This window comes from Silicimonas algicola (assembly GCF_003970735.1).
GTDB classification, from domain to species: Bacteria; Pseudomonadota; Alphaproteobacteria; order Rhodobacterales; family Rhodobacteraceae; genus Silicimonas; species Silicimonas algicola.
In genome coordinates, this window is sequence record NZ_CP034588.1 from 1 (window position 1) to 25,900 (window position 25,900).

The window sequence follows — 25,900 nt, forward strand, 5'->3', positions numbered from 1 at the left end:
ATGACAAAAGATCTTTGGGGACAGATTCGCGAAAAGCTTAGGGCGACGGTAGGGAAGAATAACTACGCCAACTGGATTGAGCCGCTTGAATTCGCTGCCCTCGAAGGCGGTGTCGCGACCTTCATGGTGCCGACGACCTTCATGGGCAACTGGGTCTCGCGGAACTTCGGCGACCAGATCGTGCACGAAATCACGAAGGCCGGGGTTCCGGTGTCGCGGGTGGAGTTCATGGTGCCTTTGGTCGCTCGGACGTCCGAGCGCGACCGGCCCAGGACAGAGGTCCGGAAAAGCCGCAGCGTCGCCTCGGACGCTGCCGTGGACAGCGACCTTCCAGGCGCTCCGCTGGACAGCCGTTTCACCTTCGACACCTTCGTCGTCGGCAAGCCGAACGAGCTTGCCCACGCGGCAGCCCGACGGGTGGCGGAAGGCGGGACGGTGACCTTCAACCCCTTGTTTCTTTACGGTGGCGTCGGCCTCGGCAAGACGCACCTGATGCATGCGATTGCATGGGAGCTTCGCAAGCGCTCTCCCGACCTTCGGGTGGTCTATCTGTCGGCAGAGCAGTTCATGTACCGCTTCGTGCAGGCGCTGCGCGACAAGGACATGATCGCGTTCAAACAACTCTTCCGGTCGGTCGATGTGCTGATGGTGGACGACGTCCAGTTCATCGCCGGGAAGGACGCGACGCAGGAAGAATTCTTCCATACGTTCAACGCCCTGGTCGACCAGAGCAAGCAGATCATCATCTCGTCCGACCGTGCTCCGACCGAGATCAACGGGATCGAGGACCGGATCGTCAGCCGGATGCAGTCGGGGCTGGTCGTCGACCTTCATCCGACCAACTACGAGCTTCGGCTGGGGATCCTTCAGCAGAAGGTCGACCAGCTTTCGACGCAGTTTCCGGGGCTTAAGATCCAGGACGGGGTGCTGGAGTTCCTGGCGCATCGTATTTCGACCAACGTCCGGGTGCTGGAAGGGGCGCTGATGCGGCTCTTCGCCTTTGCGTCGCTGGTGGGGCGCGAGGTCTCGATGGAGCTGACGCAGGACTGTCTGGCCGATGTGCTCCGCGCGTCGGATCGCAAGATCACGGTCGAGGAAATCCAGAGAAAAGTGAGCGATCACTTCAACATACGCCTGTCCGACCTGATCGGGCCGAAGCGTGTGCGGACCTTCGCGAGGCCGCGTCAGATCGCGATGTACCTGGCCAAGCAGCTGACCACGAGGTCGCTGCCCGAGATCGGGCGGCGGTTCGGGGGTCGGGACCACACCACCGTCATGCACGGCGTGCGGAGGATAGAAGACCTGATGCACAAGGACAGCCAGATCGCCGATGATCTGGAACTTTTGCGGCGGTCTCTCGAGGCGTGAGAACCCGGCGCCCGAGAGGTCGCCGGGCCTTCGGTATCACGTCGGTATCGCGTCGGTGCCGGGCGCCGAGGGTGGAGAGGACGGCCGCTCCCAAAAGACCCGAGGCAATCGAGCCCATGATGACGCCGATCCGGACGAGGTTCTGCGCCCCTTGGGTCTCGCGAAGCCGACCGCTACCCCTGCGAGAGTGGCATGGACGCCGGATTTCAGCACCGCCAGCCAGAGGATCGTCCCTACCAGGACGTAGGCCACGATGTTGCGCACGCCGGAAGGCTCATCGCGACGAGAAGGATCAAGCCGCCAGCCGCGGTCATCAGAGCCGGGATGGACAGGCTGGCGGTGTAGAAGAGCGCGATGATGATGATCGCCGCGAGGTCGTCCACGACCGCGAGCGTGAGGAGAAACGTCTTCAGCAGGGGCGGGACCTTGTTGCCGAACAGGCTGAGGACGCCGAGCGCGAAGGCAATGTCGGTCGCGGCGGGGATCGCCCAGCCGCGTGCCTCGGCCGTCCCGATGCCGGTAATGCCGAGTGGCGCGCGTCGTGCAATGCCTCGAGATCGCGCAGGGCATCGTCTATCCAGTGGAAATCCCGGAAAACAATTGCACCCGTTTGCGAAACGGATACTTTGACCGTCCAATCCTTGGACGGAGCGTGACATGGAATTCTCGATCGAGCGCGCGGCTCTCCTGAAGGCGGTCGCCCAGGCGCAGTCGGTTGTCGAGCGTCGGAACACCATTCCCATTCTCGCCAACGTCCTGATCGAGGCAGAGGGCGACAGCGTCAGCTTCCGCGCGACGGATCTGGACATCGAGGTCGTCGACCAGGCCCCTGCGAAGGTCGTGCGCGCCGGATCGACCACGGTCAATGCCGTCACCTTCCACGAGATCGTCCGCAAGCTGCCGGACGGCGCGCTTGTCACCATCATCGGCGACACCGCTTCGGCGCGGCTGTCGGTCGAGGCCGGGCGGTCCAACTTCTCGCTGGCCACGCTTCCGCGTGAGGATTTCCCGGTCATGGCGTCCTCGGAGTACGAGGCCAATTTCGCGGCGCCGGCGAAGGTGCTGCGGCGCCTGTTCGACAAGTCGAAGTTCGCCATCTCGACGGAAGAGACGCGGTACTACCTGAACGGCGTCTACATGCATGTCGCCGACTTCGATGGCCGACAGGTGCTGCGCTGCGTGGCGACGGACGGGCACCGCCTGGCGCGGATCGACGCCGAGCTTCCCGAAAATGCGGGCAACATGCCCGGCGTCATCGTTCCGCGTAAGACGGTGGGCGAGTTGCGCAAGCTTCTGGACGACGACGACGCGACGATCGCCGTGTCCGTCAGCGAGACCAAGGTGCGCTTCGCGACGCCCGGCATCACGCTGACGTCGAAGGTCATCGACGGGACCTTCCCCGACTACAGCCGGGTCATCCCGGTGGGCAACACCAAGCGGCTTGAAGTCGACGCCGCGGACTTCGCACAGGCCGTCGACCGTGTGGCGACCGTGAGCTCGGAAAGGTCGCGCGCGGTGAAGCTGGCGCTCGACGAGGACCGGCTGGTCCTTTCGGTCAATGCACCCGACAGCGGCGCGGCCGAGGAAGAACTGGCGGTGGCCTATGCCGACGAGCCGCTCGAGATCGGCTTCAACGCGAAGTACCTTCTGGAGATCGCAAGCCAGGTCGACCGCGAGAACGCCGTTTTCCTGTTCAACTCGGCCGGAGACCCGACCCTCATGCGTGAAGGCAACGACGAGACGGCGGTCTACGTCGTCATGCCGATGCGGGTGTGACGGCAACGGCTGTCACCGATCTGATCCTTTCGCATTTCCGGTCGCACCGGCGGACCCGGATCGAGGCCGACGCGCGACCCGTGGCGCTGTTCGGGCCGAACGGCGCGGGCAAGACCAACATCCTCGAAGGCGTGTCCCTGCTGTCTCCCGGACGGGGGCTGCGTCGCGCCGGGGCGGACGAGCTGATCCGCCGGCCCGAGGCTTTGGGCTGGAAGGTGACGGCGGTGGTGCAGGCGCCGAAAATCGTCCACGAGGTCGAGACCGAGGCCCAGCCCGAGCAGACCCGGCAGGTGCGGATCGACGGGAAGGCGCAGCCGCAGGTGGCCCTGGCCGAGGTGGCGCGCATCGTGTGGCTGATCCCCGCCATGGACCGGCTTTGGATCGAGGGTGCGGACGGGCGGCGGCGATTCCTCGACCGGATCGCGATGAGCTTCATGCCGTCGCACGCGCAGGCGGTCCTGACCTATGAGAAGGCCATGCGCGAGCGGAACCGGCTTCTGAAGGACATGGTGCGGGATGCGCACTGGTACACGGCGCTGGAGCGGCAGATGGCCGAGGCGGGCGCGGCGATCACGCTGAACCGTCACGCGGCGCTGGCGCGGCTGGCGCAGGCCCAGGACGGCGCGCGGACGGCGTTTCCCGCGGCCGCGCTGGAACTGGTCCATCCCGAGAGCGAGTTGCCGTTCGATGAGGCGGCGCTGGCTGCGGCGCTGGAGGCGGGCCGGGCGGCGGATCTTCGGGCGGGGCGGACGCTGATCGGGCCGCACCGGGTCGATCTGGCGGCGGTCTATATCGACAAGGGTGTCGCGGCCGCACAGTGTTCGACGGGCGAGCAGAAGGCGCTTCTGATCTCGCTGGTGCTGGCCAATGCGCGTGCGCTGGCCGAGGACACGGGAACGCCGCCGCTGATCCTGCTCGACGAGGTGGCGGCGCATCTGGACGCGGGGCGTCGGGCGGCGCTCTACGACGAGATTTGCGCGCTTGGCGCGCAGGCCTGGCTGACGGGAACCGGGCCGGAGCTGTTCGAGGATCTGGGCGACCGGGCGCAGCATGTTGCCGTGAGCGACGAATCGGGCGAAAGTCGGGTGGAACAAAAACCGAACATGTGGAGGTCGCCATGACCCGTCAGCGCGTCAGCCTCGTCACCCTAGGGGTGCGGGATTTGGAGAAGGCGAAGTCGTTCTATGCCGCGCTCGGTTGGGTTCCGGTGCAGTCGCCGCCCTCGGTCGCATTCTACCGGATGGATGGGTTGGTTGTCGCTCTCTTCGGCCTGTCGGACCTTGCCGAGGATCAGGGGCGGAAGGGCGCGGAGCTTGGGTTCGGGGCAGCGACGCTGGCGCAGAACTATCCGGATCGCGAGAGCACGGACGCCGCGTTCGAGGCCGCCATTGCGGCCGGAGCGACCGTGCTGAAGCGGCCGGAAGAGGTGTTCTGGGGTGGGTATTCGGGCTATTACGCCGATCCCGACGGGCACGTCTGGGAAGTGGCGCACAACCCGTTCTGGGAGGTGTCGGACACCGGCAGGGTGACGATCCCAGACGAAGCGTGACCACTGTTGCCCTTTTGCGCGCCGTCAACGTCGGCGGTGCGGGGCGGCTGCCGATGGCCGTGCTGCGCGAGGCGCTGGAGGCGGCGGGCGCGGAAGAGCCACGAACCTATATCCAGAGCGGCAATGCGGTGTTCCGCGGTACGGCCGAGGCGACGGAGATCCTCCACCAGATCGAGACGCGGGCGGGATTCAGGCCGGAGCTTCTGCTGATTCCGGCTGACGTGTTCCTTTATATCCGTGACGCCAACCCGTTTCCCGAAGCCGCGGACGATCCCAAGAGCCTGCACGTCTTCTTCCTGTCGGAGCCCTCCCCCGCCCCGGAAGCCGATCTTGCCACCGCTGCGGGCGAGACGGAGTCGGTGAGGCTGACCGAGAGGGCACTTTACCTTCACGCACCCGACGGCATCGGGCGGTCGCGCTTCGTGGCGCGTGTCGAGCGGCTTCTGAAGGTCCCGGTGACGGCCCGGAACTGGAGGACGATTGACGCCATCGCGGGGATGATCGAAAGCGGGGCATGACCATCACGCCGACCGATGCCGCGCTTTATGCCGGTGCGCTTTTCATCCTGTTCCTGACGCCGGGTCCCGTCTGGGTCGCGCTGACCGCGCGCGCCATGTCGGGGGGATTTCACGCGGCCTGGCCGCTGGCCCTGGGCGTCGTGGTGGGCGATGTGCTGTGGCCGCTTCTGGCGATCCTGGGCGTGTCGTGGATCGTGGGGGCCTTCGCAGGTTTCATGACCGTCCTGCGCTGGATCGCCTGCCTGACATTCCTCGTCATGGGGGCGCTGCTGATCCGGCACCGCAACCGCACCATCGCCTCGGACAGCCGCCTGACGCGGCCGGGCGCCCTGGCAGGGTTCATGGCGGGCGTGGCCGTGATCCTGGGGAACCCGAAGGCGATCCTGTTCTACATGGGCGTCCTGCCGGGCTTCTTCGACCTGACGCGGCTGACCTGGGGCGACATCGCGGTCATCTGCACCTTGTCGATGATCGTGCCGCTTGTCGGCAACCTGATCCTGTCGGTGTTCATCGACAGGGCGCGGCGACTGCTCACGTCACCCCGTGCTCTGAGGCGGACGAACGTGACGGCAGGAATCCTTCTGATTGCCGTCGGTCTCGTGATACCGTTGACCTGAGTTGCCTATGGGCAGGATTGGTTATATCTCCTGACCAATTTGGAGGATACGCGATGCAGATGCCTCTTCCCGACGCCGGTGTCCTGTCCCGCAAGGCCCGCATCGTCGCGCGCCTGTCGTCCGTGCTGTCGAAGGACGCCGTGATCCACGACGAGGCCGAGACCCGCGCCTATGAGTGCGACGGGCTGACCGCCTATCGCTGCCCGCCGCTGGCCGTGGTCCTGCCGTCATCGACCGAAGAGGTCGCAGCCGTCCTGCGCATCTGCCACGACGAAGGCGTTCCGGTCGTGCCGCGCGGATCCGGCACCTCGCTGGCCGGAGGCGCTTTGCCGACGGCCGACAGCGTCGTGATCGGCGTGGCGCGCATGAACGAGGTCATCGAGACGGACTACGAGAACCGAACCATCCGCGTGCAGACCGGCCGGACGAACCTGAGCGTCACAGGCGCGGTCGAAGCGGACGGTTTCTTCTATGCTCCCGACCCATCGTCGCAGCTTGCCTGCGCCATCGCGGGCAACATCGGGATGAATTCGGGCGGGGCGCACTGCCTGAAGTACGGTGTGACGACGAACAACCTGCTGGGCGTGACGCTGGTCCTGATGGACGGCACGGTGATCGAAATCGGCGGCGCGCACATGGATGCGGGCGGCTATGACTGGCTGGCGGTGATCTGCGGCTCGGAGGGGCAACTGGGCATCGTGACCGAGGCAGTGCTGCGGCTGGTGCCCAAACCCGAAGGCGTGCGGCCCGTGCTGATCGGCTACCGCTCGGACGAGGTCGCCGGCGCCTGCGTGTCGGATATCATCCGCGCCGGGGTCCTGCCTGTCGCGATCGAGTTCATGGACCGGCCCTGCATCCGCGCCACCGAGGATTACTGCAAGGCGGGATATCCCGACTGCGAGGCTCTTCTGATCGTCGAGGTCGAAGGCTCGCCCGAGGAGATCGACGCGCAGCTTGCCGTCATCCGCAGGATCGCCGAGCGCCACGACCCGGTCGAGTTCCGCGAGGCGAAGGACGCCGACGAGGCGGCGCGCATCTGGCTGGGCCGCAAGTCGGCTTTCGGGGCGATGGGGCAGATGGGCGACTACATGTGCCTCGACGGGACGATCCCCGTCAGCGAATTGCCTTTCGTCCTGAAGCGCATCGGCGAGTTGTCGAAGGAGTTCGGACTCGACGTCGCGAACGTGTTTCACGCGGGCGACGGCAACATGCATCCGCTGATCCTGTTCGATGCCAACAAGCCCGGCGACCTCGAGACCTGCGAGGAGCTTGGAGCCGAGATCCTGAAGCTGTGCGTGGAGGTGGGCGGTTGCCTGACCGGCGAGCATGGCGTGGGCGTCGAGAAGCGCGACCTGATGGATGTGCAGTTCGCTCCGGCCGACCTCGAGGCGCAGATGCGCGTGAAGGACGTCTTCGACCCGGCGTGGCTTCTGAACCCGGCGAAGGTCTTTCCTCTGTTGGTCTCGGCGTCCCGCCGGGAGCGCCTGGGGCTGGCCGCGTGATGCGTATTTTCGGCAAGATGAAGCGCGCATGTTGAGACCGTCGAACGAAGGCGAGTTGGCGGAGGCGGTGGCGTCGGCGTCCGGGCCCCTGTCCGTGCGCGGAGGCGGCACGCGCGGGATGGCGGGCGACGGCGACGCGCTGAGCGTCGCCGGGCTTTCCGGGATCACGCTTTATGAGCCGGGTGCTTTGACCCTGGTGGCGCGGTCAGGAACGCCGGTCACCGAGATCGAAGCGGCGCTGGCGGCGGAGAACCAGATGCTGGCCTTCGAGCCGATGGACCACCGCCCGCTTCTCGGGACGAAAGGCGAACCGACCATCGGCGGCGTGGTTGCGGCCAACGTCTCGGGTCCGCGCCGGGTGCAGGCAGGGGCGGCGCGCGACGTGCTTCTGGGTGTGCGCTTCGTCGATGGCCGGGGGACGGTCGTGAAGAACGGCGGCCGCGTGATGAAGAACGTCACGGGCTATGACCTTGCGCGGCTGATGTGCGGCGCCCGCGGCACCCTGGGTGTCCTCACAGAGGTGAGCCTGAAGGTTCTTCCGCGTCCCGAGACGCAGGCGACGGTGGTGCTGGGCGGATTGGAGATCGCCGACGCGGCGAGCGCCATGGCGGCGGCGCTGGCCTCGCCCTTCTCGGTCAGCGGGGCAGCGTGGACCGGGGGCGACGTCTTCCTGCGGATCGAGGGGATGGCGGCGTCGGTCGCCTATCGCGAGGGTCGGGTCGCGGGTCTGTTTCCGAAGGTCGAGGCGCGGATCCTGCGAGGCGAGAAGAGTGCCGCACTGTGGCGCGGCATCCGGGACGCGGAGGCTCTGGCAGGCGCGCCGGGTGATGTCTGGCGGATCTCGGCCAAGGCCTCGGAGGCTCCTCGGCTGGTCAAGGGACTGCCGGGCGGCGCGAAGGTGCTGGTCGACTGGGGTGGCGGGCTGATCTGGGCGCTGGTGTCCGAGGGCACGGATCTGCGCCGGACGCTCGGGGCGTTCGACGGGCACGCGACGCTTGTGCGGGGCGAGGGGCACGGCCCACGGATGCATCCTGAGGCGGCGCCGCTTGCGGCGCTGGCCAAGAGGCTGCGGGCCGAGTTCGATCCGCGCGGCATCCTGAATCCGGGAGTGATGGGCTGATGCAGACGACCTTCACCGAGGCGCAGCTTCAGGATCCCGGCATCGCCCGGTCGAACGAGATCCTGCGCGCCTGCGTGCATTGCGGGTTCTGCACCGCGACCTGCCCGACCTACCAGGTTCTCGGCGACGAACTCGACAGCCCCCGCGGGCGCATCTACCTCATCAAGGACATGCTCGAGAACGACCGTCCCGCCGATGCGCAGACGGTGAAGCACATCGACCGCTGCCTATCGTGCCTGGCCTGCATGACCACCTGCCCGTCGGGCGTGCATTACATGCATCTCGTCGATCATGCGCGCGCCTACATCGAGCGAACCTATCGCCGGCCGCCGATGGACCGGCTTCTGCGCTGGACGCTGGCGCGGATCATCCCGCACCCGCGGCGGTTCCGGCTGGCGCTGCTCGGGGCGAAGATCGCGCGGCCCTTTGGCGGGCTTCTGCCGGACGCAAGGCTGAGGGCGATGCTGCGCATGGCGCCAGAGCGGATTCCGTCTGTCAGCCGCAACGACGATCCCCAGACCTTTGCCGCCCGTGGCGAGCGACGGATGCGGGTCGCGCTGATGACCGGCTGCGCGCAGAAGGCGCTGAACACGGACATCAACGACGCGACGATCCGGCTCCTGCGGCGGCTGGGGTGCGAGATCGTCGTGCCGGATGGGATGGGCTGCTGCGGCGCGCTGACGCATCACATGGGGAAGGAGGCGGAAAGCCACGCTTTCGCCGCGCGCAACATCCGCGCCTTCATGGCCGAGGTCCGGGATGAGGGGCTGGACGCCATCGTCATCAACACGAGCGGGTGCGGCACGACGGTCAAGGACTACGGTCACATGTTCCGCACCGACGCGCTGGCAGAGGACGCCGCGACGGTCGCGGGCCTGGCGGTCGATGTGTCCGAACTTCTGGTGCGCCTTTTGCCGACGGTCGAGAGCCATTCGGCGAACCGGGCGAAGATGGACCTGGCGGGGATCGATGCCACCGCGCCCGAAGAGGCCGAGGGCAGGGGTCCCATCCGGGTCGCCTATCACGCCGCCTGCTCGCTGCAGCACGGGCAGAAGATCAAGACCTATCCGAAGGACCTGCTGAAGACCGCCGGATTCGAGGTGGTGGAGCCTGCGGACAGCCACCTGTGCTGCGGATCGGCCGGGACGTACAACCTGCTCCAGCCGGAAATCTCGGAGATGCTGAAGGCGCGAAAGGTCCGGACGCTGGAAGCCAAGACGCCCGATCTCATCGCGGCGGGCAACATCGGCTGCATGATGCAGATCGGATCGGGCACCGGCATTCCCGTGGTCCATACGGTCGAACTGCTGGACTGGGCGACGGGCGGGCCGCGTCCCCGCGCGCTGGCGCCGCGCCACATGAGACACAATCTTGCCTCAACGCCTGTCTAGGATACCCTGCACCTGAAGGGGACGGACATGCGGATTCTGCTCGCGGCAGCCTTGGTCGCAATCGGCGTCGGTGGAGCGCAGGCCGAGGGAGAGGGCACGAGCCAGCTCACGCGGCTTTTGACGGCCTACGAGGCGCGCGGCTGGGAAGCCGTCGGTCGGCTGGACATCGGCTGGGGTGGGATGTGCACTGGCGCGCTGATCGCGCCCAACCTGGTTCTTACCGCCGGACATTGCCTCTTCGACGCGGAAGGCACGGCTGTCGATCCCTCGGTGATCCGGTTCAACGCCGGATGGCGCAACGGACACGCCTCGGCGACACGGCGGGTCAGGCGGGCCATTGTCCATCCAGGCTATGTCTACACGGGGACGACCGGCGAGGACCTCGAGGTCTCGAACGACCTCGCCCTCCTCGAACTCGATTCCGAGATCCGGCTTGCGAACATCCAGCCCTTCCAGACCGCCGGGCGGCCCCGCAAGGGCGCCAGCGTGGGCGTCGTCTCCTATGCGCACGACCGGGCGGAGTCGCCGTCGTTGCAGGAAGTGTGCCATGTCCTGGCCCGGCGCAGCGGCTCGCTGATCCTGTCCTGCGACGTCGATTTCGGGTCGAGCGGGGCGCCGGTCTTCGCCGAGGTCGACGGGGTGCCGCGCATCGTGTCGGTGATCTCGGCCAAGGCCGAGGTGAACGGGCGGCGCGTGTCCGTCGGCACCAACCTCGAAGCGCCGCTGTCCGAGATGATGGCGATGCTGCGCAACGGCGACGGCATCGCGGCGCGCCGGGTGCCTGCGACGCAGCGGACGCCGACCACGGGCACAAGCCTTCTCAACAGTGGAAGCGGTGGTGCGAAGTTTCTGCGGCCCTAGGGCCCGGCTTGCCTTGAGCGCGGCGGCCGTTGCGTGCGGGCTGACTGGGCCGGCCCTCTCGGCGGACGCAGCCTCGGGCGTCGGCCGGATCGAGAACACCAACACCGGCGGCGGCTGCACGGCGGCGCTGATCGCGCCCGATCTCGTGGTGACGGCCGCTCATTGCGGCGGGCGGGGAGAAACACCCGACGGGATCGTCTTTCGTCCCGGCGACGGGCGACCCGGCACCTATCCCGTGGCGCGCGTCGTCCGGCATCCTCTCTACGACCGCGAGAGCCCGCGCGTCGAATGGCGTCTGCGGTTCGACCTTGCCGTCGCGGTGCTCGAGACGCCCGTGCCGGGCGACCGCGCTGTCCCCTTCACCACCGGCGACGACGCACGCGTGGGCGAAACGCTGCACCTCTACAGCTGGCGCGAGGGTTCCCGCCCGCGTCAGCGTCCCTGCCCGACACTCGACGGCATCCCGGGCCTCGTCACCCTTGGCTGCCGCGTGCAGGGCGGCGAAAGCGGCTCGCCGGTTCTGCGGGTGACGGACGAGGGGCTGGAGATCGTCGCGGTGATCTCGAGCCGGGGGCGCATCCTCGATCAGCCCGTCGCGCAGGCGTCGGATGTGCGTCTCAGGCTGCCACCGATCCTCGACATCCTCGGCCGTGACCGCCCTTGAACGCCCGCGCGGCGCTTCCTATCTCGCCTGTGCCGGAGGCCGATGAACGGGTCCGGCGCAGACCAGATGAACCGGACCCTGCCCCGTCGGGAGGGTCCATAGGTATCGCTCCAAGGAGGATGACCCTCATGCGTAGATTTGACCTTGCACCGCTCTATCGTGCCACCGTCGGCTTCGACCAGATTGCCGACATGATGGACCGTATCCTGACCGACACCCAGTCGGCTCCGTCCTACCCCCCCTACAACATCGAGAAGACCGCCGACGATGCATGGCGCATCTCGATTGCCGTTGCCGGTTTCGCCGAGGACGAGCTGGCGGTCGAGGTGCGCGAAAGCGCCCTGATCGTCTCGGCCCGAAAAAGTGCCGAGGAGGAAGGGACGACCTACCTTCACCGCGGCATCGCGAACCGCGCCTTCGAGCGCCGCTTCGCGCTGGCCGACCATGTCCGCGTGACGGGCGCGAGCCACGTCAACGGCATGCTGCACATCGACCTCAAGCGCGAAGTGCCCGAAGCGCTGAAGCCGCGCCGGATCGAGATCGCCAAGGGCGAGACCGTCGAGGCGAAGGCCGTCGAGGCGCACGCCGCCGAGTGATCGGCCTGACGTGACGCCGTTGCGCCCCCGGACGCTCCGGGGGCGTTTTGCTGTCCGGCCTCAGCTTCCCAAGGTTTCGCCGAGGAAGTCGGTGAAGGCCTCCCAGCTCTCCATGTCCGCGCGTTCCTGATAGCGGTCCGAGCCCTTGACGGTGAAGGCGTGAGGCGCGCCCGAGTAGACCTCGGCGGTGTAGGTGTTGCCCGCTTCCTCGAGTTCGGAGGTGAGCGCGGTTAGCGCGGAAAGGGGCACAGCGGTGTCGGCACCGCCATGCATGATGAGGATCGGCGCTTCTTCGCCGTCAAAGCTCTGGCCGTCCGGGGTCTCGAGCGAGCCGTGGAAGGTGGCGAAGCCCGCCGCCTCGTCCGCCATGTCGGACCGCGCCATTTCCAGCGTGACGCCGCCGCCGAAGCAGTAGCCCATCACCACGAGGTTCTCGGCCGAGGACTGGCCCTTGGCCTGCTCCAGTCCGGCGGCGATCAGGGCGCGCATCTTCTCGCGGTCCTGGCCCAGTTCGCCCGAGGCGGCCCGGTTCTGCTCCATGGTTCCGGTGGGCGTGTCCTCGCCGTACATGTCGACCGCGAAGGCGTCGTAGCCCATGCCGGCCAGTTCGTCGGCGCGGCCCTTCTCGTAGTCGTCGAGGCCGTCCCAGTCGTGGACGATCACGACGAGGCCCTGCGGATTTTCGGCGGCCGCGAAGTAGCCGGTGTGGGCGACGCCGTCGACGTCATAGCTCACCTCCTCGGCGAAGGCAGGCGCGGCGAGAAGGCTGGTGGCGATTGCCAGGCGGATCATGGGTGTCTCCCGTGTCAGTGTTTGCATGGGAGGAGACGTAGGGCCGATGACGCGGGCGGACACCTATTCGCCGTAGGGAATCCAGATCGTCTTCACCTCGGTGGCCGCCGCGAGGAAGGTATGGGCGGCCGCGTCGGACCAGTCGTGCGCGCGTCCGTGGTTCACCCAGGTGCGCTTGAGGTTCGTTGCGGACTCCCGCTCGATCATGGCCGAGAGGTCGGCGGTCGAAAAGCTCCAGACCGCGTCGATGTCCATGTGGCCCGCCGCTTGCGGGGCGAGTTCGGCGTGGGGTCCTGTCAGGATGTTCACCACGCCGCCGGGGACGTCCGAGGTGTCCAGCACCTGGTAGAAGTCGGTCGCTGACAGGGGATGCGGTTCGGAGGCCATGACGGTGATCCGGTTTCCCATCGCCATCGCGGGACCGACGAGCGACACGAGGCCGAGGAGCGGCGCGTCGTCGGGCGCGAAGGCCGCGATCTTGCCGACGGGCTCGTTCATGGCGAGCGCCACGCCGCGAATCGGGACGCCCTTGGCGCGGCCGTCGAACTTGTCGGCCCAGGCGGCCCAGGTGAAGAGGCGGTCGATGGAGGCGTCCACTTCGGCCTTGCCGCCGCGCCTGCCGGTCATGGCGTCGATACGGGCGGCGAACTCGACAGTTCGGGCGGACAGGTTCTCGGCCATGTAGTAGAGGATCTGCGCGCGGAGGTGTCCGGTCGTCTTCGACCATGACGCCGCGGCGTTCATTGCCTCGGCGGCGTTGCGCAGGTCCTTGCGGTTGGCGAGGCCGACATGGCCCACGACCTTACCCTTGGGCGACAGGACGGCGCGGGAATAGCCGCCGTCGGGGCGCGTCTGCTTGCCGCCGATGTAGAGCTTGGCGGTGCGGTCGATGGCGTCGTCGGCGGGTGTCGTTTCCGATGGCGGGGCGCTGCGGGCGGGGAGCTTTCTCGCCGTGGCCTTCGGCTTGGTGTAGGCGAGCAGGCCTTCCCACCCGCCCTCGCGCCCGAAGCCGGATTCGCGCACTCCTCCGAAGCCGGCGGCGGCGTCGAAGAGGTTCGTCGCGTTCACCCAGACGACGCCCGCCGCAAGCTTCGGCGCAATGTCGAGGGCGAGGTTCACGTTCTCGGTCCAGAGCGTCGCGGCAAGGCCGTAGCGGGTGTTGTTCGCCAGCTCCACCGCCTCCGCAGGGGTGCGGAAGGTGGTCGACACGAGGACCGGACCGAAGATCTCCTCCTGCATCAGCGGGTCGGCGGTCGAAAGGCCGGTGATGAGCGTGGGCGGATAGAAGGACCCGCCTTTTGGCATCTCGCAGGCGGCGTGATAGACCTCGCCCCCAGAGCCTTTCACCAGACCTTCGATGGTCTGAAGCTGCACCGGGTCCACGACCGCGCCGACGTCTATGCACTTGTCCAAGGGATCGCCGACGCGCAGCTTGTCCATCCGCGCCTTGAGGCGGCGGGTGAAGTCCTCGGCGATGCCCTCCTGGATCAGAAGGCGCGACCCGGCGCAGCAGACCTGCCCCTGGTTGAACCAGATGGCGTCGACGAGGCCTTCGATGGCGGAATCCTGGTCGGCGTCGTCGAACACGATGTAGGGCGACTTGCCGCCCAGCTCGAGCGTCAGCGACTTCCCCGACCCGGCGGTGGCGCGCCGAATGATGCGCCCGACTTCGGTCGAGCCGGTGAAGGCGATCTTGTCGATGCCTTCGTGTTCGGTAATCAGCGCGCCCACATTGCCGTCGCCGGTGACGATGTTGAGAACGCCTTTCGGCAGCCCGGCCTCGCGCGCGAGGTCGGCGAAGAGGAGCGCGGTGAGAGACGTGTATTCGGCAGGCTTCAAGACGACCGTGTTGCCCATTGCAAGCGCGGGCGCGACCTTCCAGGCGAGCATCAGAAGCGGAAAGTTCCACGGCACGATCTGGCCCGCGACGCCTAGCGCCTGCCGGTCGGGCAGCTCGTCGTCCATGAGCTGCGCCATGCCGGCGTGATAGTAGAAGTGCCGGGCGACCAACGGGATGTCGATGTCGCGGCTTTCGCGGATGGGTTTTCCGTTGTCGAGCGTCTCGAGGGTGGCGAAGAGGCGCGAGTGCTTCTGCACCATCCGGGCCAGGGCATAGAGCGCGCAGGCGCGGGCCTTGGCGTCGCGGGCCCACGCTGGTTGAGCGGCGCGGGCGGCCTTGACGGCGGCGTCCACATCCCTGGGTCTGGCCTGGCTGATCTTGGCGAGAAGCTTTCCGGTCGCGGGGTTCTTCGAGGCGAAGGTCGAGGCGGGCTTCGTCCAGTCGCCGCCGATGAAATGACCGAAAACCCCCCCGTGCCGCTCGATCCAGGCCATCGCCTCGGAGGCGTCCTCGGGCGCGGGGCCGTAGTCCATGGTCTCGAATATGTCGCGGACGTTCATGTTCTATCCAATCGCGTGCCGGTATCCCGCCGAATAGCGGCCCGTCACGAAGTGCTCAAGCTGCCGCTCGATGTCGCCCAGAAGCGACGAGGCGCCGAAGCGGAAGAGGTCGGGGCGCAGCCAGCGGTCTCCCAGCTCGTCCTTCATCAGCGAGAGGTACACCAGCGCATCCTTGGCCTTGGAGATGCCGCCGGCGGGCTTGTAGCCGATGCGGTGGCCGGTCAACTCGTGGTAGGCGCGGATGGCGCGCGTCATCACGAGGCTGACGGGGAGGGTGGCGTTGACGCCTTCCTTCCCGGTCGAGGTCTTGATGAAGTCGGCGCCGCCCATCATGCAGACCCAGCTTGCCCGCGCGACGTTCCTGAGCGTGCCGAGCTCGCCTGTGGCGAGAATCGCCTTGACGTGCGCCTCGCCGCAGGCCGCGCGGAACGTCCGCATCTCGTCGTAGAGCGCCTGCCAGTCGCCGGTCAGGACGTGGCGGCGCGAGATGACGATGTCGATCTCCTTCGCGCCGGCCTTCACGCTTTCCTCGATCTCGGCCACCCGCAGATGGAAGGGCGAGAGTCCGGCAGGAAAGCCGGTGGACACGGCGGCGACGGGGATGCCGGTGCCCTGAAGCGCCTCGACTGCGGTTTCGACCATGTCGTGATAGACGCAGACGGCCCCGGTGGTGACGGGCGGCATCTTGAGGGCGTCGAGAAGGTCGGCCCGCACCGGGTTTGCGGCCTTGGCGCAAAGCCGGCGGACGCGTCCCGGAGTGTCGTCCCCCGCCAGCGTGGTCAGGTCGATCATGGTGATCGCGCGGAGAAGCCAGGCCGCCTGGTATTCCTTCTTCACCGACCGCCGTCCGGGCAGCGTCGCCGCCCGACGTTCGATGGCCGAGGTGTTGGCCTGAAGCGCACGCACCAGATCGAGGTCCAGCTCCATCCCGGGATTGCGGGGTTCGTGGACCTGCGGCAGAAGCTGCGCTGCCTTCGTCGCGGCAGAGAGGACGGTGTCGGCCATGTCGGAAGGGTCGCACGCAGGTTCGCCGGACGCAATCTGTGACCGTGGGTCGCGAAGCGAGCCGGAGCGTTCACGCCGCCGCGGCAACGGTCCGCCGCCGCAAGGCGATCCAGATCGCGGCCACGATGGCGAGGTTCATCGCACCAGCTGCCGTCGCAACCGCGAAGGAAACGACGTAGGTCTCGGTCAGGTCGAAGAAGACGCCGCCCTGCCAGCCGCCCAAGGCGTGCCCCGCCCAGCCGAACGCCAGCACGATACCCGTGGCCGAGGCGCGGCGAGAGGCGGGCGTCAGCGCCCTGACGGTGGTCAGCACTCCGGTCATCACACCGCCGTAGCCGAAGCCGTAGATCGGCGCAAAGATCCAGAAGGCCTGCAGGGAGCCGAGCGTCACGAAGCCCAGCATCAGGACGGTCTGCCACGCTGTCGCGGCGAACCAGGCACGCACCGGGCCGATGATGTCCGAGAGGCGGCCGAAGAACAGTCGTCCGCCGATCGCGGCGATCAGCATGATGAGAAGCGGTCCTCCCGCTTCCGCGCCCACGCCGCAAACGCCCTGGATGAGCGGGACGAGATGGATGAGCGGCGTCGACATACCCGTGCAGCAGCCAAGGACCGCGAGCGACAGGGCGGGAAGAAGGATCGCGGGGGAAATCGTGGCTCTACCCCCGGTGGCAACGGTGGTCGGGGCCGGAGCCGGAGGCGGCTGACGCATGACGAAGGACAGGGGCACCAGCGTCAGCGCCGAGAAGGCGCCAAGGATGGTGAAGGCGGCCTGCCAGCCCATCGTTTCTATCAGGTGGCCGGCGACGAAGGGTATCAGACCCTGACCCAGCGCCTGTCCCGCCGATGCAATGCCGATTGCCAGACCGGCCCCGGTGCGGAACCAGCCGCCGACCAGCGCGATGACGGGCGCGAAAAGCGCGCCGCCGCCGATGGCTCCCGCAAGGAAGAAGAGGGCGTGGAACTGCCACAGGGCCTGCGCGCGGGAGGCGAGGATGAGGCAGAGCGACAGCACGACGGCTCCGGCCAGGCAGATCGTGCGGGTTGCGACACGGTCGGCGAGGAAGCCCATCGCGATGCCGCCTAAGGCTATGCCCAGCAGCCCGAACGAGTTTATGGCGGCGACATCCGCCCGGTCCCAGCCGAAGTGGGTTTCGAGCGGGACGACAAAGGCCGAGAGACCGTTGACGAGCATACCCATCGCGATGCCAAGCAGCAGGGCCGCGGCGGTGACGACGACCCAGCGGAAGCCGGGCTCGGGGGATATGGACGTTTCGTGCATGTTGCGCTCTCCCGGGTGCAACATACCGTTCGGCCGTGTCGCCGTCTCGGCGACCCGCGTTTCATTCACGTTTCGATTTTATCCGCGTGCGCCGAGAGCCTTCTGAAGGTTCGCGTCGATCTTGTCGAGGAAGCCCGTCGTGGTCAGCCAGCCCTGGTTCGGCCCGACCAGCAGCGCCAGGTCCTTGGTCATGTGGCCGGATTCGACGGTGTCCACCACGACCTTCTCCAGCGTCTCGGCGAAGCTCATGAGCGCGTCGTTGCCATCGAGCTTGGCGCGGTGCTTCAGACCGCCGGTCCAGGCGTAGATGGAGGCGATGGAGTTGGTCGAGGTCTGCTCGCCCTTCTCGTGCTGGCGGAAGTGACGGGTGACGGTGCCGTGCGCGGCCTCGGACTCCACGACCTTCCCGTCGGGCGTCATGAGGATCGAGGTCATCAGGCCGAGAGAGCCGAAGCCCTGCGCGACGGTGTCGGACTGCACGTCGCCGTCGTAGTTCTTGCAGGCCCAGACATAGCCGCCCGACCACTTCAGCGACGACGCCACCATGTCGTCGATCAGACGGTGCTCGTACCAGATCTTCTTCTCATCGAAGACCGCCTTGAATTCGGCCTCGTAGACCTCCTGGAAGATGTCCTTGAAGCGCCCGTCGTAGACCTTGAGGATCGTGTTCTTCGTCGACAGATACAGCGGCCAGCCGAGGTTCAGCGCGTAGTTGAACGAGGCGCGGGCGAAGTCGTAGATCGACTTGTCGAGATTGAACATCGCCTGCACGACACCTGCGTCGGGGGCGTCGAAGACCTCGCGCTCGATGACCGTGCCGTCCTTGCCTTCGAACTTCAGCGTCAGCCTGCCCGCTCCGGGGAAGGCGAAGTCGGTGGCGCGATACTGGTCGCCGAAGGCGTGGCGCCCGACGACGATCGGCTTCGTCCAGCCGGGAACCAGACGCGGCACGTTGCGGCAGATGATCGGCTGGCGGAAGATCACCCCGCCCAGGATGTTGCGGATCGTCCCGTTCGGGCTGCGCCACATCTGCTTGAGGCCGAACTCCTCGACGCGCCCCTCGTCGGGCGTGATCGTCGCGCATTTGACCGCCACGCCGACCTCCTTCGTCTTCTCGGCCGCCTCGACCGTGATCCGGTCGTCGGTCTCGTCCCGCTTCTGGATCGAGAGGTCGTAGTACAGAAGGTCGACGTCAAGGTAGGGCAGGATCAGCTTCGTCTTGATGAACTCCCAGATGATGCGGGTCATCTCGTCGCCGTCCATCTCGACGATCGGGTTGTCGACTTTGATCTTCGTCATGCGGGAAGGCTCCAGAAGAGTGGCATGGGGCCGGACCTACGCGTGTCGGACCGGAATTTGAAGTGTGCGAGCGGCACCGTCCGAAAATGTACCTCAATCGCCCGAAGTGCGCCCCGTTCTCGTCCAACTTTAAGGTTAAAGAGGCGTTCACGCTTGTTGTGTGTAACCAGGACCTACATTCATGAAGTACGATTTCGACATATTTTCTGTTGTTTCCGCCGATATGCGCAAACGATACGCCTCGCTTGCCGCAATGTTCGGCATCCAGGACCTTCTCGACCGGGAACTGGCGATCTTCCGCGATCCTGCGGCGACCAACGCACTTCTTGGCGCGTCCCAGTGCGTCCGCGACTGCTTCGTGGCGGCCGGTTTTGCGCTGAATGCCTTCGATACGGGTGTGGAAGCCGGGCTCTACTTCCCCGACAGTGCGCCGCGCCGCAACATGGTCCTGTCGCGGCTGAAGGGGATCGTCGCCGCGCTTCCGGACGATGCAGACTGGAACGGCTTCGACATGGACGCCTTCTTCGCGGCCGCCGAGACGGCACGGCCCACGTCCGGCAATGCGCGCATCTTCGCGAGGATGACGGTCTCGACCCCGGTGCGGAGCGAGGAGATCGTCGTCGCTGCCCCGCCGATGTCGGACTTCGTCTTCGGGGGAGCCCGCAACGCCGCCTGAGCCTGACCTCACTCATCGAGATGGCGGCGGGCCCGACGGGGTCCGCCGCTTTCATTCCGATGCGCCGAGTTCTGCCGTGCCGTAGCGAGGCCCGACCGTCAGGCCAGCGTCACACCGGCGCCGGCCATCTGGGACTTCATGGCGTCGAGTGACCCCTCGAGGTCGATCGCGCGGCACAGGGTTTCGACGACCGTCACCCTGAACCCCAGCCGTGCCGCGTCCAGCGCCGAGTAGGCGACACAGTAGTCGGTCGCGAGACCCACCAGCGCCACGGCGCCGACGCCGCGTGCCCTGAGATAACCTTCGAGACCCGTCGGCGTTGTCCGGTCGTTCTCGAAGAAGGCCGAATAGCTGTCGATCTCGCGCCGGAAGCCCTTGCGAAGGATCATGTCGGCGCTGCGGGTGTCGAGCTTCGGATGAAAGGCCGCGCCGTCGCTGCCGATCAGGCAATGGTCCGGCCACAGCACCTGCGTGCCGTAGGGCATCTCGGTCGTCGAGAACGGGGCGGCGCCGTCATGTTGGCTTGCGAACGAAAGGTGGTCGGCGGGATGCCAGTCCTGGGTGAAGACGCGGACCTGAAACTCGGGGACAAGCGCGTTGATCGGTGCGACGATCTCGTCCCCGCCCCCGACGGCAAGCGCCCCGCCGGGACAGAAGTCGTTCTGCACGTCGATGACGAGGATCGCTTCGTTCGCCTTCCTCATTGTCCGGTCTCCGTTGGTCCTGCCCAGACTACGGGTTGTACGGCGCTTCGCAACGGCGTATCTGCCGCGCCCATGCTGACTGTTGCCGCCTTCTATCGCTTCACGCCCTTCGAGGATCCGGGGTCGATGCGTGCGCCCCTATTGGCGGCGGCGCGGGACGGAGGGGTGCGAGGCACGATCCTCCTCGCGGCTGAAGGCGTCAACGGCACGATCGCCGGACCGCGCGAGGGCGTGGATGCGGTGCTGGCGCATCTGAAGGCGTTTCCGGGGTGCGCCGACCTGTCGTGGAAGGAAAGCCACGCGTCCCAGATGCCATTCGGCCGCATGAAGGTGCGCGTGAAACGCGAGATCGTCAGCCTGGGCCGTCCCGAGGCCAATCCGTCGCACGCTGTGGGAACCCATGTTCCGGCGCGGGAGTGGAACGACCTCATCGCGCGCGACGATGTGGTCGTGATCGACACCCGCAACGACTACGAGGTCGCGATCGGCACGTTCCGTGGCGCGGTCGATCCGGGCACCCGCAGCTTCGGAGAGTTTCCGGACTGGTGGGTGAAGAACGGCGACAGGATGCGCGACCGGAAGATCGCCATGTTCTGCACCGGGGGCATCCGCTGCGAGAAGGCGTCGAGCTATCTTCTGTCGCAAGGCGTGGAAGAGGTCTTTCACCTCGACGGCGGCATCCTGAAATACCTGGAAGAGGTCCAGGAGTCCGACAGCCTGTGGGATGGCGCCTGCTTCGTCTTCGACGGTCGCGTCTCGGTCGCACATGGTCTGGTCGAGGGCGATCACAGCCTCTGTCATGCCTGCGGCGTCCCGCTGACACCGGCCGAGACGCTCCATCCCCATTTCGAGGCGGGCGTGAGCTGTCACAGGTGCATGGACAGCTATGACGACGATGACCGTGCGCGGTTCAGGGAACGGCAACGGCAGGTCACGCTGGCAGAGACGCGCGGGCTTCGGCACATGGGATCCGACGGGCCTTAGCGGTTGCCCTTCGAGCAGGGCTCGTCCATCTTCCGACCATCGTACAAGACTTCATTTCGATGGCAGAGCCGGCGACACATCATTGCGGAAATTGCGGCGCCGAGCTTCCTCGTCGGCTTCGTCATGCGAAGATGTTCACCTGCACGCCTTGCGGCACGACCAGCGTCCTGCGCGACGAGGCGTGGGAGCTGGCGGGCACCGGCGGCGTCATGCAGGACGCGCCTTCGCTCGTGCGGATCGGGGAACAGGTCGAGGTCGAGGGGTTGACGCTGATGCCGGTCGGTCACGCCCGGTTCGGCTATGGCCGTGGCTGGTGGGACGAGTTCTGGTGTCTCGACGGCGAGGGGGAGGGTCACTGGCTGTCCGCAGACGAGGGCGACTATGCGCTCGAACGGCCTCTTGCGCCCGGCGACTGGCCCTCGGGTTTTCGCCCTTCGCTTGGCGCGACGGTCACGATCCGGGGCGAGACATTCCGCGTGACCGAGGCGGAAACGGCAGTCTGCCTCGCGGTTCGCGGCGAATTTCCCGAAGAGCTGGAGATCGACGAGGCGCATCTCTATTTCGATCTCGCCGGACCGGGCGGCCAGATCGCGACCTTCGAAAAATGGGAGGGTGGCGAGGCCTGGACCTTCGGCGTCTGGCTCGATCCCTGGGACCTGCGGGCGGCATGACGAGCACGCTCCAGAAGCTGAACTGCACGCAATGCGGCGCCGGGTTGGACGTTCTCGGCGGAGGGCGTGTGTTGACGCACGTCTGTTCCTATTGTGGCGCCGAGCTGGATGCTCAGGACGACTACAAGGTCGTCGCGCAGTTCCGCGACATGCCAAGGCCCCGGACGCCCTTCGATCTGGGAATGAACGGGACGCTCTGGGGCGTCGACTTCACTGTCATCGGGACCATTGCCTGGCAGGAATACCACGCCGGTCGCACATGGTCCTGGGTCGATCACCAAGTCTACTCGCCCACGCACGGTTACGCCTGGCTGTCGGTCGAGGACGGGCACGTCACCTTCACGCGAAAGACGCGCGATATCCCCCGGCCCGCCCTCGTGTCGGCCCGGCAGATCGAGACGTCCGAGACGCGCCCCTCGGTCCGGCTGGGAGGCGAACGTTTCCTCTACTATGCCTCGGGCCGTGCCAAACCGACCTTCATCGAAGGCGAGTTCAACTTCCGTCCGTCACTGGACGACACCGCCGACTACGTCACGCTTCTGGGCGAGACGCAGATGCTCGATATCCTCGCCTCGGGCTCGGAGGTCGAGTATGAGCTGACGCACCTGCCCGACCAGACCGACTTGCTGACAAGCTTCGGCGTCGATGCGGCACGCATGCCGAAGCCAGGGCGTCGGCACCCCCTCGATGTCCGCGAGCGGCCGCCGATCCAGCTCTTCCTGCGCAACCTGGCCATTGGCGCGGCAGCGGTGTCGATTGCGCTGGCGTTCCTGGTGTCGCTGCGCGGCGAAACCGTCGCCGTCAGCGGCAAGGTGCCCGTGTCGGTCGAAGTGGAACTGCCGTTCACCGTCACCTCCGCCGAGGCCCTCACCGAGATCACCATCTGGTCCAACGCAAACAACAGCTGGGCCTGGTTCGAGGCCGAGCTTGTCGACGACGCAGAGGCACCCGTGGCGGCTTTCGAGCGCGGCGTGGAATACTACAGCGGAAGCGACTGGTCCGAAGGCTCACAGAAGGCCCGGACCCGCCTGAGGCTCGAGGAAGGCAACTACACCCTTTCGCTCGCCATGTCCGAGGCTGACGTGGACTGGACGGGCGGCGTCGAGGCCTCGCAGATGGAGGCTTCCGTCCGGACCGGAGTAGCCAACCCCTGGTGGCTGGTGGCGGCCGGCGTCCTCTTCGGAGCGATCGGCGCGGGATTCCTGGCGCAGAGCAAACTGTCGCAGTCCGGCAGGTGGGCCGGCAGCGACTGGGATGACGACTGATGCTTGTCAGGATCGTCCTTGTCGTTCTGGTCGTCGGGATCATCGGCGCTGCGGGGGTCATGGCCCTCGGCGGGGTCTGGGGAGAATCCAACAATGTCATCTCGACCCGCACCGGCTCGCCCGGCGGCGGATACTACGTGGGCAGCGGCGGCGTGAAATAAGGAGACTGAGATGCTAGATGCAATCAACCCGGCGGAGGTGGTGGCGACCATCTTCTACGTCATCCTCGGGCTTGTCCTTCTGGGCCTGAGCTGGAAGGCGATAGAATTCTTCACGCCCTTCTCTCTGAGAAAAGAGATCGAGGACGACCAGAACATGGCCATTGCGGTCCTTATCGGGTCGCTGTTCATCTCGGTCTCGATCCTGATCGGAGCGGTGATCCTCTCCTGATGGCCGAGCCTTCGTCCCGCGACGGCCAGGCCTTGTGGCTTCTGGCCGCGACCTTCGCGGTCGCGGTGGCAGGGCTTGTCTACGAGCTGATCGCGGGTGCGGTGTCGTCGTATCTTCTGGGCGACAGCGTCACGCAGTTCTCGCTGGTCATCGGGATCTTCATGTCCTCGATGGGGCTTGGCGCCTGGGCGTCGCGCTTCGTGACCAATGCCGAGGCAGGCTTCACCCTGAGCCAGGTTCTTCTGGGTCTGGTCGGCGGCTTCTCGGCTCCGATCCTGTTCCTGTCCTATGGATGGCTCGAAGGGCTTCAGGGCATCCTCTTCGCCATCGTCATCGCTATCGGAGCGCTGTCGGGGCTGGAGATTCCGCTCATCACGCGCATCCTCCAGGCCCGCCGGGCGATGGACCATACGCTGTCGAGCGTGCTGACGGCGGACTATGCGGGCGCCCTGGTCGCGGCCGTGCTCTTCCCGCTCGTGATCGTGCCGCAACTCGGGTTGATGGCGGCGAGCCTGACCTTCGGGATGCTGAACCTCCTCGTGGCGGGCGTGTCGGTCTGGCTTTTCCGCGACCGGATCGGCTGGGGCCTGCGCGGGCTTTGGGCGGCGGGTCTCGTCGCCTGTGTCGCGGGGCTGGTGCAGACGGACAGGCTCGTGTCGCTGTCCGACGCGGCCTTCTTCGAGGACGACGTGATCCTCGCCGAGGAAACGCCTTATCAGCGCATCGTCGTCACCCGCTGGCAGGACCGCTACCGTCTGTTCCTGAACGGGTCGATCCAGTTCGATACCCGCGACGAGTACCGCTACCACGAGGCGCTGATCCATCCTGCCATGAGCCGGGTCGGGCGGCCCTCCGAGGTCCTGATCCTTGGCGGCGGAGACGGAATGGCCGCGCGCGAGATCCTGCGCTGGCCGGGCGTGGAGCGGGTGACGCTCGTCGATCTCGACCCCCGCGTGACGCAGTTGTTTCGCGATAGTCCCGAGTTGGGGTCGCTGAACGGGCGGTCCCTGTCCGACCCGCGTGTGACGGTAGTGAACGAGGATGCCTGGACCTTCGTGCGCGCGACGGATCGAAGCTGGGATGTGATCGTACTGGACCTGCCGGATCCGCGCGACTTCGCGGTGTCAAAGCTCTACAGCCGCGAGTTCTACGCGCCCTTGACGCGGCGGCTGAACGCCGGCGGGCTGGTGGTGACGCAGGCGGGATCGCCGCTTTTCGCGCGTGAGGCGTTCTGGTCGGTGGCGCGCACGCTGGCCGAGACGCCGAACCCGGACATTCCGGGCGAAGGGCTGCACGTCACGCCCTTCCATGTCTACGTGCCAAGCTTCGGCGACTGGGGCTTCCTGCTGGCGTCGACGGGCCGCCTGCCTGCGGAGACGGCGGAGTTGCCGGAGGGGCTGCGGTTCTATGACACTGCCGAGTGGCCGGCCATGACGCAGTTCGGAAAGGACAGCGGCCCGGTCGAAGCGCTTCCGAACAGCATCCTGTCGCACCCTCTCGTCGGCTACTACGAGGACGGCTGGCGCACCTGGATGAACTGAGCGTGGATCAGCCCGTGCGGCGGGGGATGGGCTCGACGGCGCCGAGGCCGCCGACGGTTCCGGCGGCGACCTTCACCGCTTCGCGCGCAGCCCGTTCGGGGTCGGAGGTCTCGACGAGCCAAGCCAGGAAGGCCCCGGCAAAACTGTCTCCGGCCCCGGCGGAGTCGATGGGCGTCGAGGGGGCGGCGTCGATGTGGAGGGACTTGCTCGGCTCTGCGAGATAGACGCCCTTCGCGCCCTGCTTCACCGCGACGATTTCCGCGCCGAGGTCGATGAAGCGGTCGGCGATGTCCCGTGGCTCTGTCAGACCCCAGAGGAGGCCCATCTCGTCGTCCGACGGAAAGATGATGGCGGCCCGCTGGGCCACGCGCAGGATCGCTTCGGACGCCGCCTCCCGTGGCCAGAGCGCGGGACGGAAGTTCACATCGAGCGACACGCGAACTCCAGCCTCCCGCGCCACGTCGACCGCGCGGAAGACGGCGGCGCGCATCGTCGCGCTGATCGCCATCGAGATACCCGAGACGTGGAGGATCCTTGCCGCCCGGATAAGGGTCTCGGGCAGGTCTTCAGGCGTGAACAGGCTCGCCGCCGAGCCACGGCGGGCGTAGGTGAAGCGTCGCCCGGCCGGATCGGGGTCGATGAAGCACACGCCGGTCGGATCGCCCGACCGCACACGGACGCCAGAGCGGTCCACGCCCTCGCGGTCCCAGAGCGCCAGCATGGCCTGCCCGAACATGTCATCGCCGACGGCCGAGATGTACCCGGTCCGCGCCTTCTGTCGCGCGGCGGCGATCATGGCGGTCGACGTGTCGCCGCCGAAGCCCTGAACGAAAGCGGGCCGTGCGTCGATCGGCTGCGGCAGGCGCACCATCTCGATCAGCGGCTCGCCGATTGCGAGGATGTCCGGGACCGCATCGGTCATGCGCGTG

26 protein-coding genes and 1 pseudogene are annotated in these 25,900 nt (G+C 67.0%); 19 read left to right on the top strand and 8 right to left on the bottom strand.

Features of this window, described 5'->3' with window-relative positions:
- Positions 1-1,368: a chromosomal replication initiator protein DnaA gene (gene dnaA / locus EF888_RS00005; RefSeq protein ID WP_109759271.1), complete on the top strand. Its 1,368-nt coding sequence runs from the start codon at positions 1-3 to the stop codon at positions 1,366-1,368.
- A 36-nt stretch (positions 1,369-1,404) separates the two neighbouring features.
- On the opposite strand, the pseudogene EF888_RS22530 reads toward dnaA, so the two are convergent.
- A pseudogene (locus tag EF888_RS22530) lies at positions 1,405-2,111 on the bottom strand (Na+/H+ antiporter NhaA).
- On the opposite strand from EF888_RS22530, the gene dnaN reads away from it, so the two are divergent.
- The 11 genes from dnaN (at position 2,026) to EF888_RS00065 (ending at position 11,962) form a co-directional block, all read left to right on the top strand.
- The gene (gene dnaN, locus EF888_RS00015; RefSeq protein ID WP_109759272.1) at positions 2,026-3,144 is read left to right on the top strand and encodes a DNA polymerase III subunit beta; all 1,119 of its coding nucleotides are present in this window, start codon (positions 2,026-2,028) and stop codon (positions 3,142-3,144) included. The pseudogene EF888_RS22530 and the gene dnaN sit on opposite strands and share 86 nt — an antisense overlap.
- Entirely contained in the window at positions 3,141-4,265 is a 1,125-nt protein-coding gene (gene recF / locus EF888_RS00020) for a DNA replication/repair protein RecF (protein ID WP_109759273.1), read from the top strand. Before dnaN ends, recF begins: the two co-directional genes overlap by 4 nt.
- Positions 4,262-4,693, top strand: coding sequence for a VOC family protein (locus tag EF888_RS00025; protein WP_109759377.1), 432 nt, complete (start codon positions 4,262-4,264; stop codon positions 4,691-4,693). Before recF ends, EF888_RS00025 begins: the two co-directional genes overlap by 4 nt.
- Positions 4,690-5,211, top strand: a complete 522-nt coding sequence (locus EF888_RS00030) for a DUF1697 domain-containing protein (RefSeq protein WP_109759274.1) — start codon at positions 4,690-4,692, stop codon at positions 5,209-5,211. Before EF888_RS00025 ends, EF888_RS00030 begins: the two co-directional genes overlap by 4 nt.
- Positions 5,208-5,828, top strand: a complete 621-nt coding sequence (locus EF888_RS00035) for a LysE family translocator (RefSeq protein ID WP_109759275.1) — start codon at positions 5,208-5,210, stop codon at positions 5,826-5,828. Before EF888_RS00030 ends, EF888_RS00035 begins: the two co-directional genes overlap by 4 nt.
- 53 nt (positions 5,829-5,881) lie before the next feature.
- Positions 5,882-7,330: an FAD-linked oxidase C-terminal domain-containing protein gene (locus EF888_RS00040; RefSeq protein ID WP_109759276.1), complete on the top strand. Its 1,449-nt coding sequence runs from the start codon at positions 5,882-5,884 to the stop codon at positions 7,328-7,330.
- Positions 7,331-7,361: 31 nt separating this feature from the next.
- Complete coding sequence (gene glcE / locus EF888_RS00045; RefSeq protein ID WP_109759378.1) at positions 7,362-8,450, top strand: glycolate oxidase subunit GlcE; 1,089 nt, start codon at positions 7,362-7,364, stop codon at positions 8,448-8,450.
- Positions 8,450-9,841: a glycolate oxidase subunit GlcF gene (glcF, locus tag EF888_RS00050; protein WP_109759277.1), complete on the top strand. Its 1,392-nt coding sequence runs from the start codon at positions 8,450-8,452 to the stop codon at positions 9,839-9,841. The genes glcE and glcF overlap by 1 nt, the downstream gene beginning before the upstream one ends.
- 27 nt (positions 9,842-9,868) lie before the next feature.
- Positions 9,869-10,702 carry a trypsin-like serine peptidase gene (locus EF888_RS00055; protein WP_109759278.1) on the top strand — a complete coding sequence of 278 codons (834 nt, stop codon included), beginning with the start codon at positions 9,869-9,871 and terminating at the stop codon, positions 10,700-10,702.
- Positions 10,703-10,715: 13 nt separating this feature from the next.
- Positions 10,716-11,366 (top strand): trypsin-like serine peptidase, encoded by a 651-nt coding sequence (locus EF888_RS00060; RefSeq protein ID WP_164721522.1) that lies wholly within the window; start codon positions 10,716-10,718, stop codon positions 11,364-11,366.
- A gap of 128 nt (positions 11,367-11,494) precedes the next feature.
- Positions 11,495-11,962 carry an Hsp20 family protein gene (locus EF888_RS00065; RefSeq protein ID WP_109759280.1) on the top strand — a complete coding sequence of 156 codons (468 nt, stop codon included), beginning with the start codon at positions 11,495-11,497 and terminating at the stop codon, positions 11,960-11,962.
- Between the two features lie 60 nt (positions 11,963-12,022).
- Here the strand turns inward: EF888_RS00065 and EF888_RS00070 are convergent, their stop codons facing one another.
- The 5 genes from EF888_RS00070 to EF888_RS00090 form a co-directional block, all read right to left on the bottom strand.
- Positions 12,023-12,754, bottom strand: a complete 732-nt coding sequence (locus EF888_RS00070) for a dienelactone hydrolase family protein (protein WP_109759281.1) — start codon at positions 12,752-12,754, stop codon at positions 12,023-12,025.
- Between the two features lie 63 nt (positions 12,755-12,817).
- A complete protein-coding gene (locus tag EF888_RS00075; protein ID WP_109759282.1) occupies positions 12,818-15,154 on the bottom strand; it encodes an aldehyde dehydrogenase family protein in 2,337 nt (778 codons plus the stop codon).
- 3 nt (positions 15,155-15,157) lie between these two features.
- Positions 15,158-16,159: a deoxyribose-phosphate aldolase gene (gene deoC, locus EF888_RS00080; RefSeq protein ID WP_109759283.1), complete on the bottom strand. Its 1,002-nt coding sequence runs from the start codon at positions 16,157-16,159 to the stop codon at positions 15,158-15,160.
- Positions 16,160-16,229: 70 nt separating this feature from the next.
- Entirely contained in the window at positions 16,230-17,441 is a 1,212-nt protein-coding gene (locus EF888_RS00085; RefSeq protein ID WP_241239755.1) for an MFS transporter, read from the bottom strand.
- 78 nt (positions 17,442-17,519) lie between these two features.
- Positions 17,520-18,740: an NADP-dependent isocitrate dehydrogenase gene (locus EF888_RS00090; RefSeq protein WP_109759284.1), complete on the bottom strand. Its 1,221-nt coding sequence runs from the start codon at positions 18,738-18,740 to the stop codon at positions 17,520-17,522.
- A 181-nt stretch (positions 18,741-18,921) separates the two neighbouring features.
- Here EF888_RS00090 and EF888_RS00095 point away from each other — a divergent pair, with 181 nt between their 5' ends.
- A complete protein-coding gene (locus EF888_RS00095; protein ID WP_109759285.1) occupies positions 18,922-19,416 on the top strand; it encodes a hypothetical protein in 495 nt (164 codons plus the stop codon).
- Between the two features lie 98 nt (positions 19,417-19,514).
- Here the strand turns inward: EF888_RS00095 and pncA are convergent, their stop codons facing one another.
- The gene (gene pncA / locus EF888_RS00100) at positions 19,515-20,120 is read right to left on the bottom strand and encodes a bifunctional nicotinamidase/pyrazinamidase (RefSeq protein WP_109759286.1); all 606 of its coding nucleotides are present in this window, start codon (positions 20,118-20,120) and stop codon (positions 19,515-19,517) included.
- A 72-nt stretch (positions 20,121-20,192) separates the two neighbouring features.
- Here pncA and trhO point away from each other — a divergent pair, with 72 nt between their 5' ends.
- The 6 genes from trhO (at position 20,193) to EF888_RS00125 (ending at position 24,971) form a co-directional block, all read left to right on the top strand.
- Positions 20,193-21,104 (top strand): oxygen-dependent tRNA uridine(34) hydroxylase TrhO, encoded by a 912-nt coding sequence (trhO, locus tag EF888_RS00105; protein WP_109759287.1) that lies wholly within the window; start codon positions 20,193-20,195, stop codon positions 21,102-21,104.
- Between the two features lie 131 nt (positions 21,105-21,235).
- Positions 21,236-21,775 carry a DUF4178 domain-containing protein gene (locus EF888_RS00110; protein ID WP_164721523.1) on the top strand — a complete coding sequence of 180 codons (540 nt, stop codon included), beginning with the start codon at positions 21,236-21,238 and terminating at the stop codon, positions 21,773-21,775.
- Positions 21,772-23,040 (top strand): DUF4178 domain-containing protein, encoded by a 1,269-nt coding sequence (locus EF888_RS00115; protein ID WP_164721524.1) that lies wholly within the window; start codon positions 21,772-21,774, stop codon positions 23,038-23,040. The genes EF888_RS00110 and EF888_RS00115 overlap by 4 nt, the downstream gene beginning before the upstream one ends.
- Positions 23,040-23,201 (top strand): hypothetical protein, encoded by a 162-nt coding sequence (locus tag EF888_RS21605; protein WP_164721525.1) that lies wholly within the window; start codon positions 23,040-23,042, stop codon positions 23,199-23,201. Before EF888_RS00115 ends, EF888_RS21605 begins: the two co-directional genes overlap by 1 nt.
- A 10-nt stretch (positions 23,202-23,211) precedes the next feature.
- Positions 23,212-23,430 (top strand): DUF350 domain-containing protein, encoded by a 219-nt coding sequence (locus EF888_RS00120; protein WP_109759290.1) that lies wholly within the window; start codon positions 23,212-23,214, stop codon positions 23,428-23,430.
- The gene (locus EF888_RS00125; protein WP_109759291.1) at positions 23,430-24,971 is read left to right on the top strand and encodes a polyamine aminopropyltransferase; all 1,542 of its coding nucleotides are present in this window, start codon (positions 23,430-23,432) and stop codon (positions 24,969-24,971) included. The genes EF888_RS00120 and EF888_RS00125 overlap by 1 nt, the downstream gene beginning before the upstream one ends.
- Positions 24,972-24,978: 7 nt before the next feature.
- Here the strand turns inward: EF888_RS00125 and EF888_RS00130 are convergent, their stop codons facing one another.
- A complete protein-coding gene (locus tag EF888_RS00130) occupies positions 24,979-25,893 on the bottom strand; it encodes a sugar kinase (RefSeq protein WP_109759292.1) in 915 nt (304 codons plus the stop codon).
- Positions 25,894-25,900 lie beyond the last annotated feature (7 nt).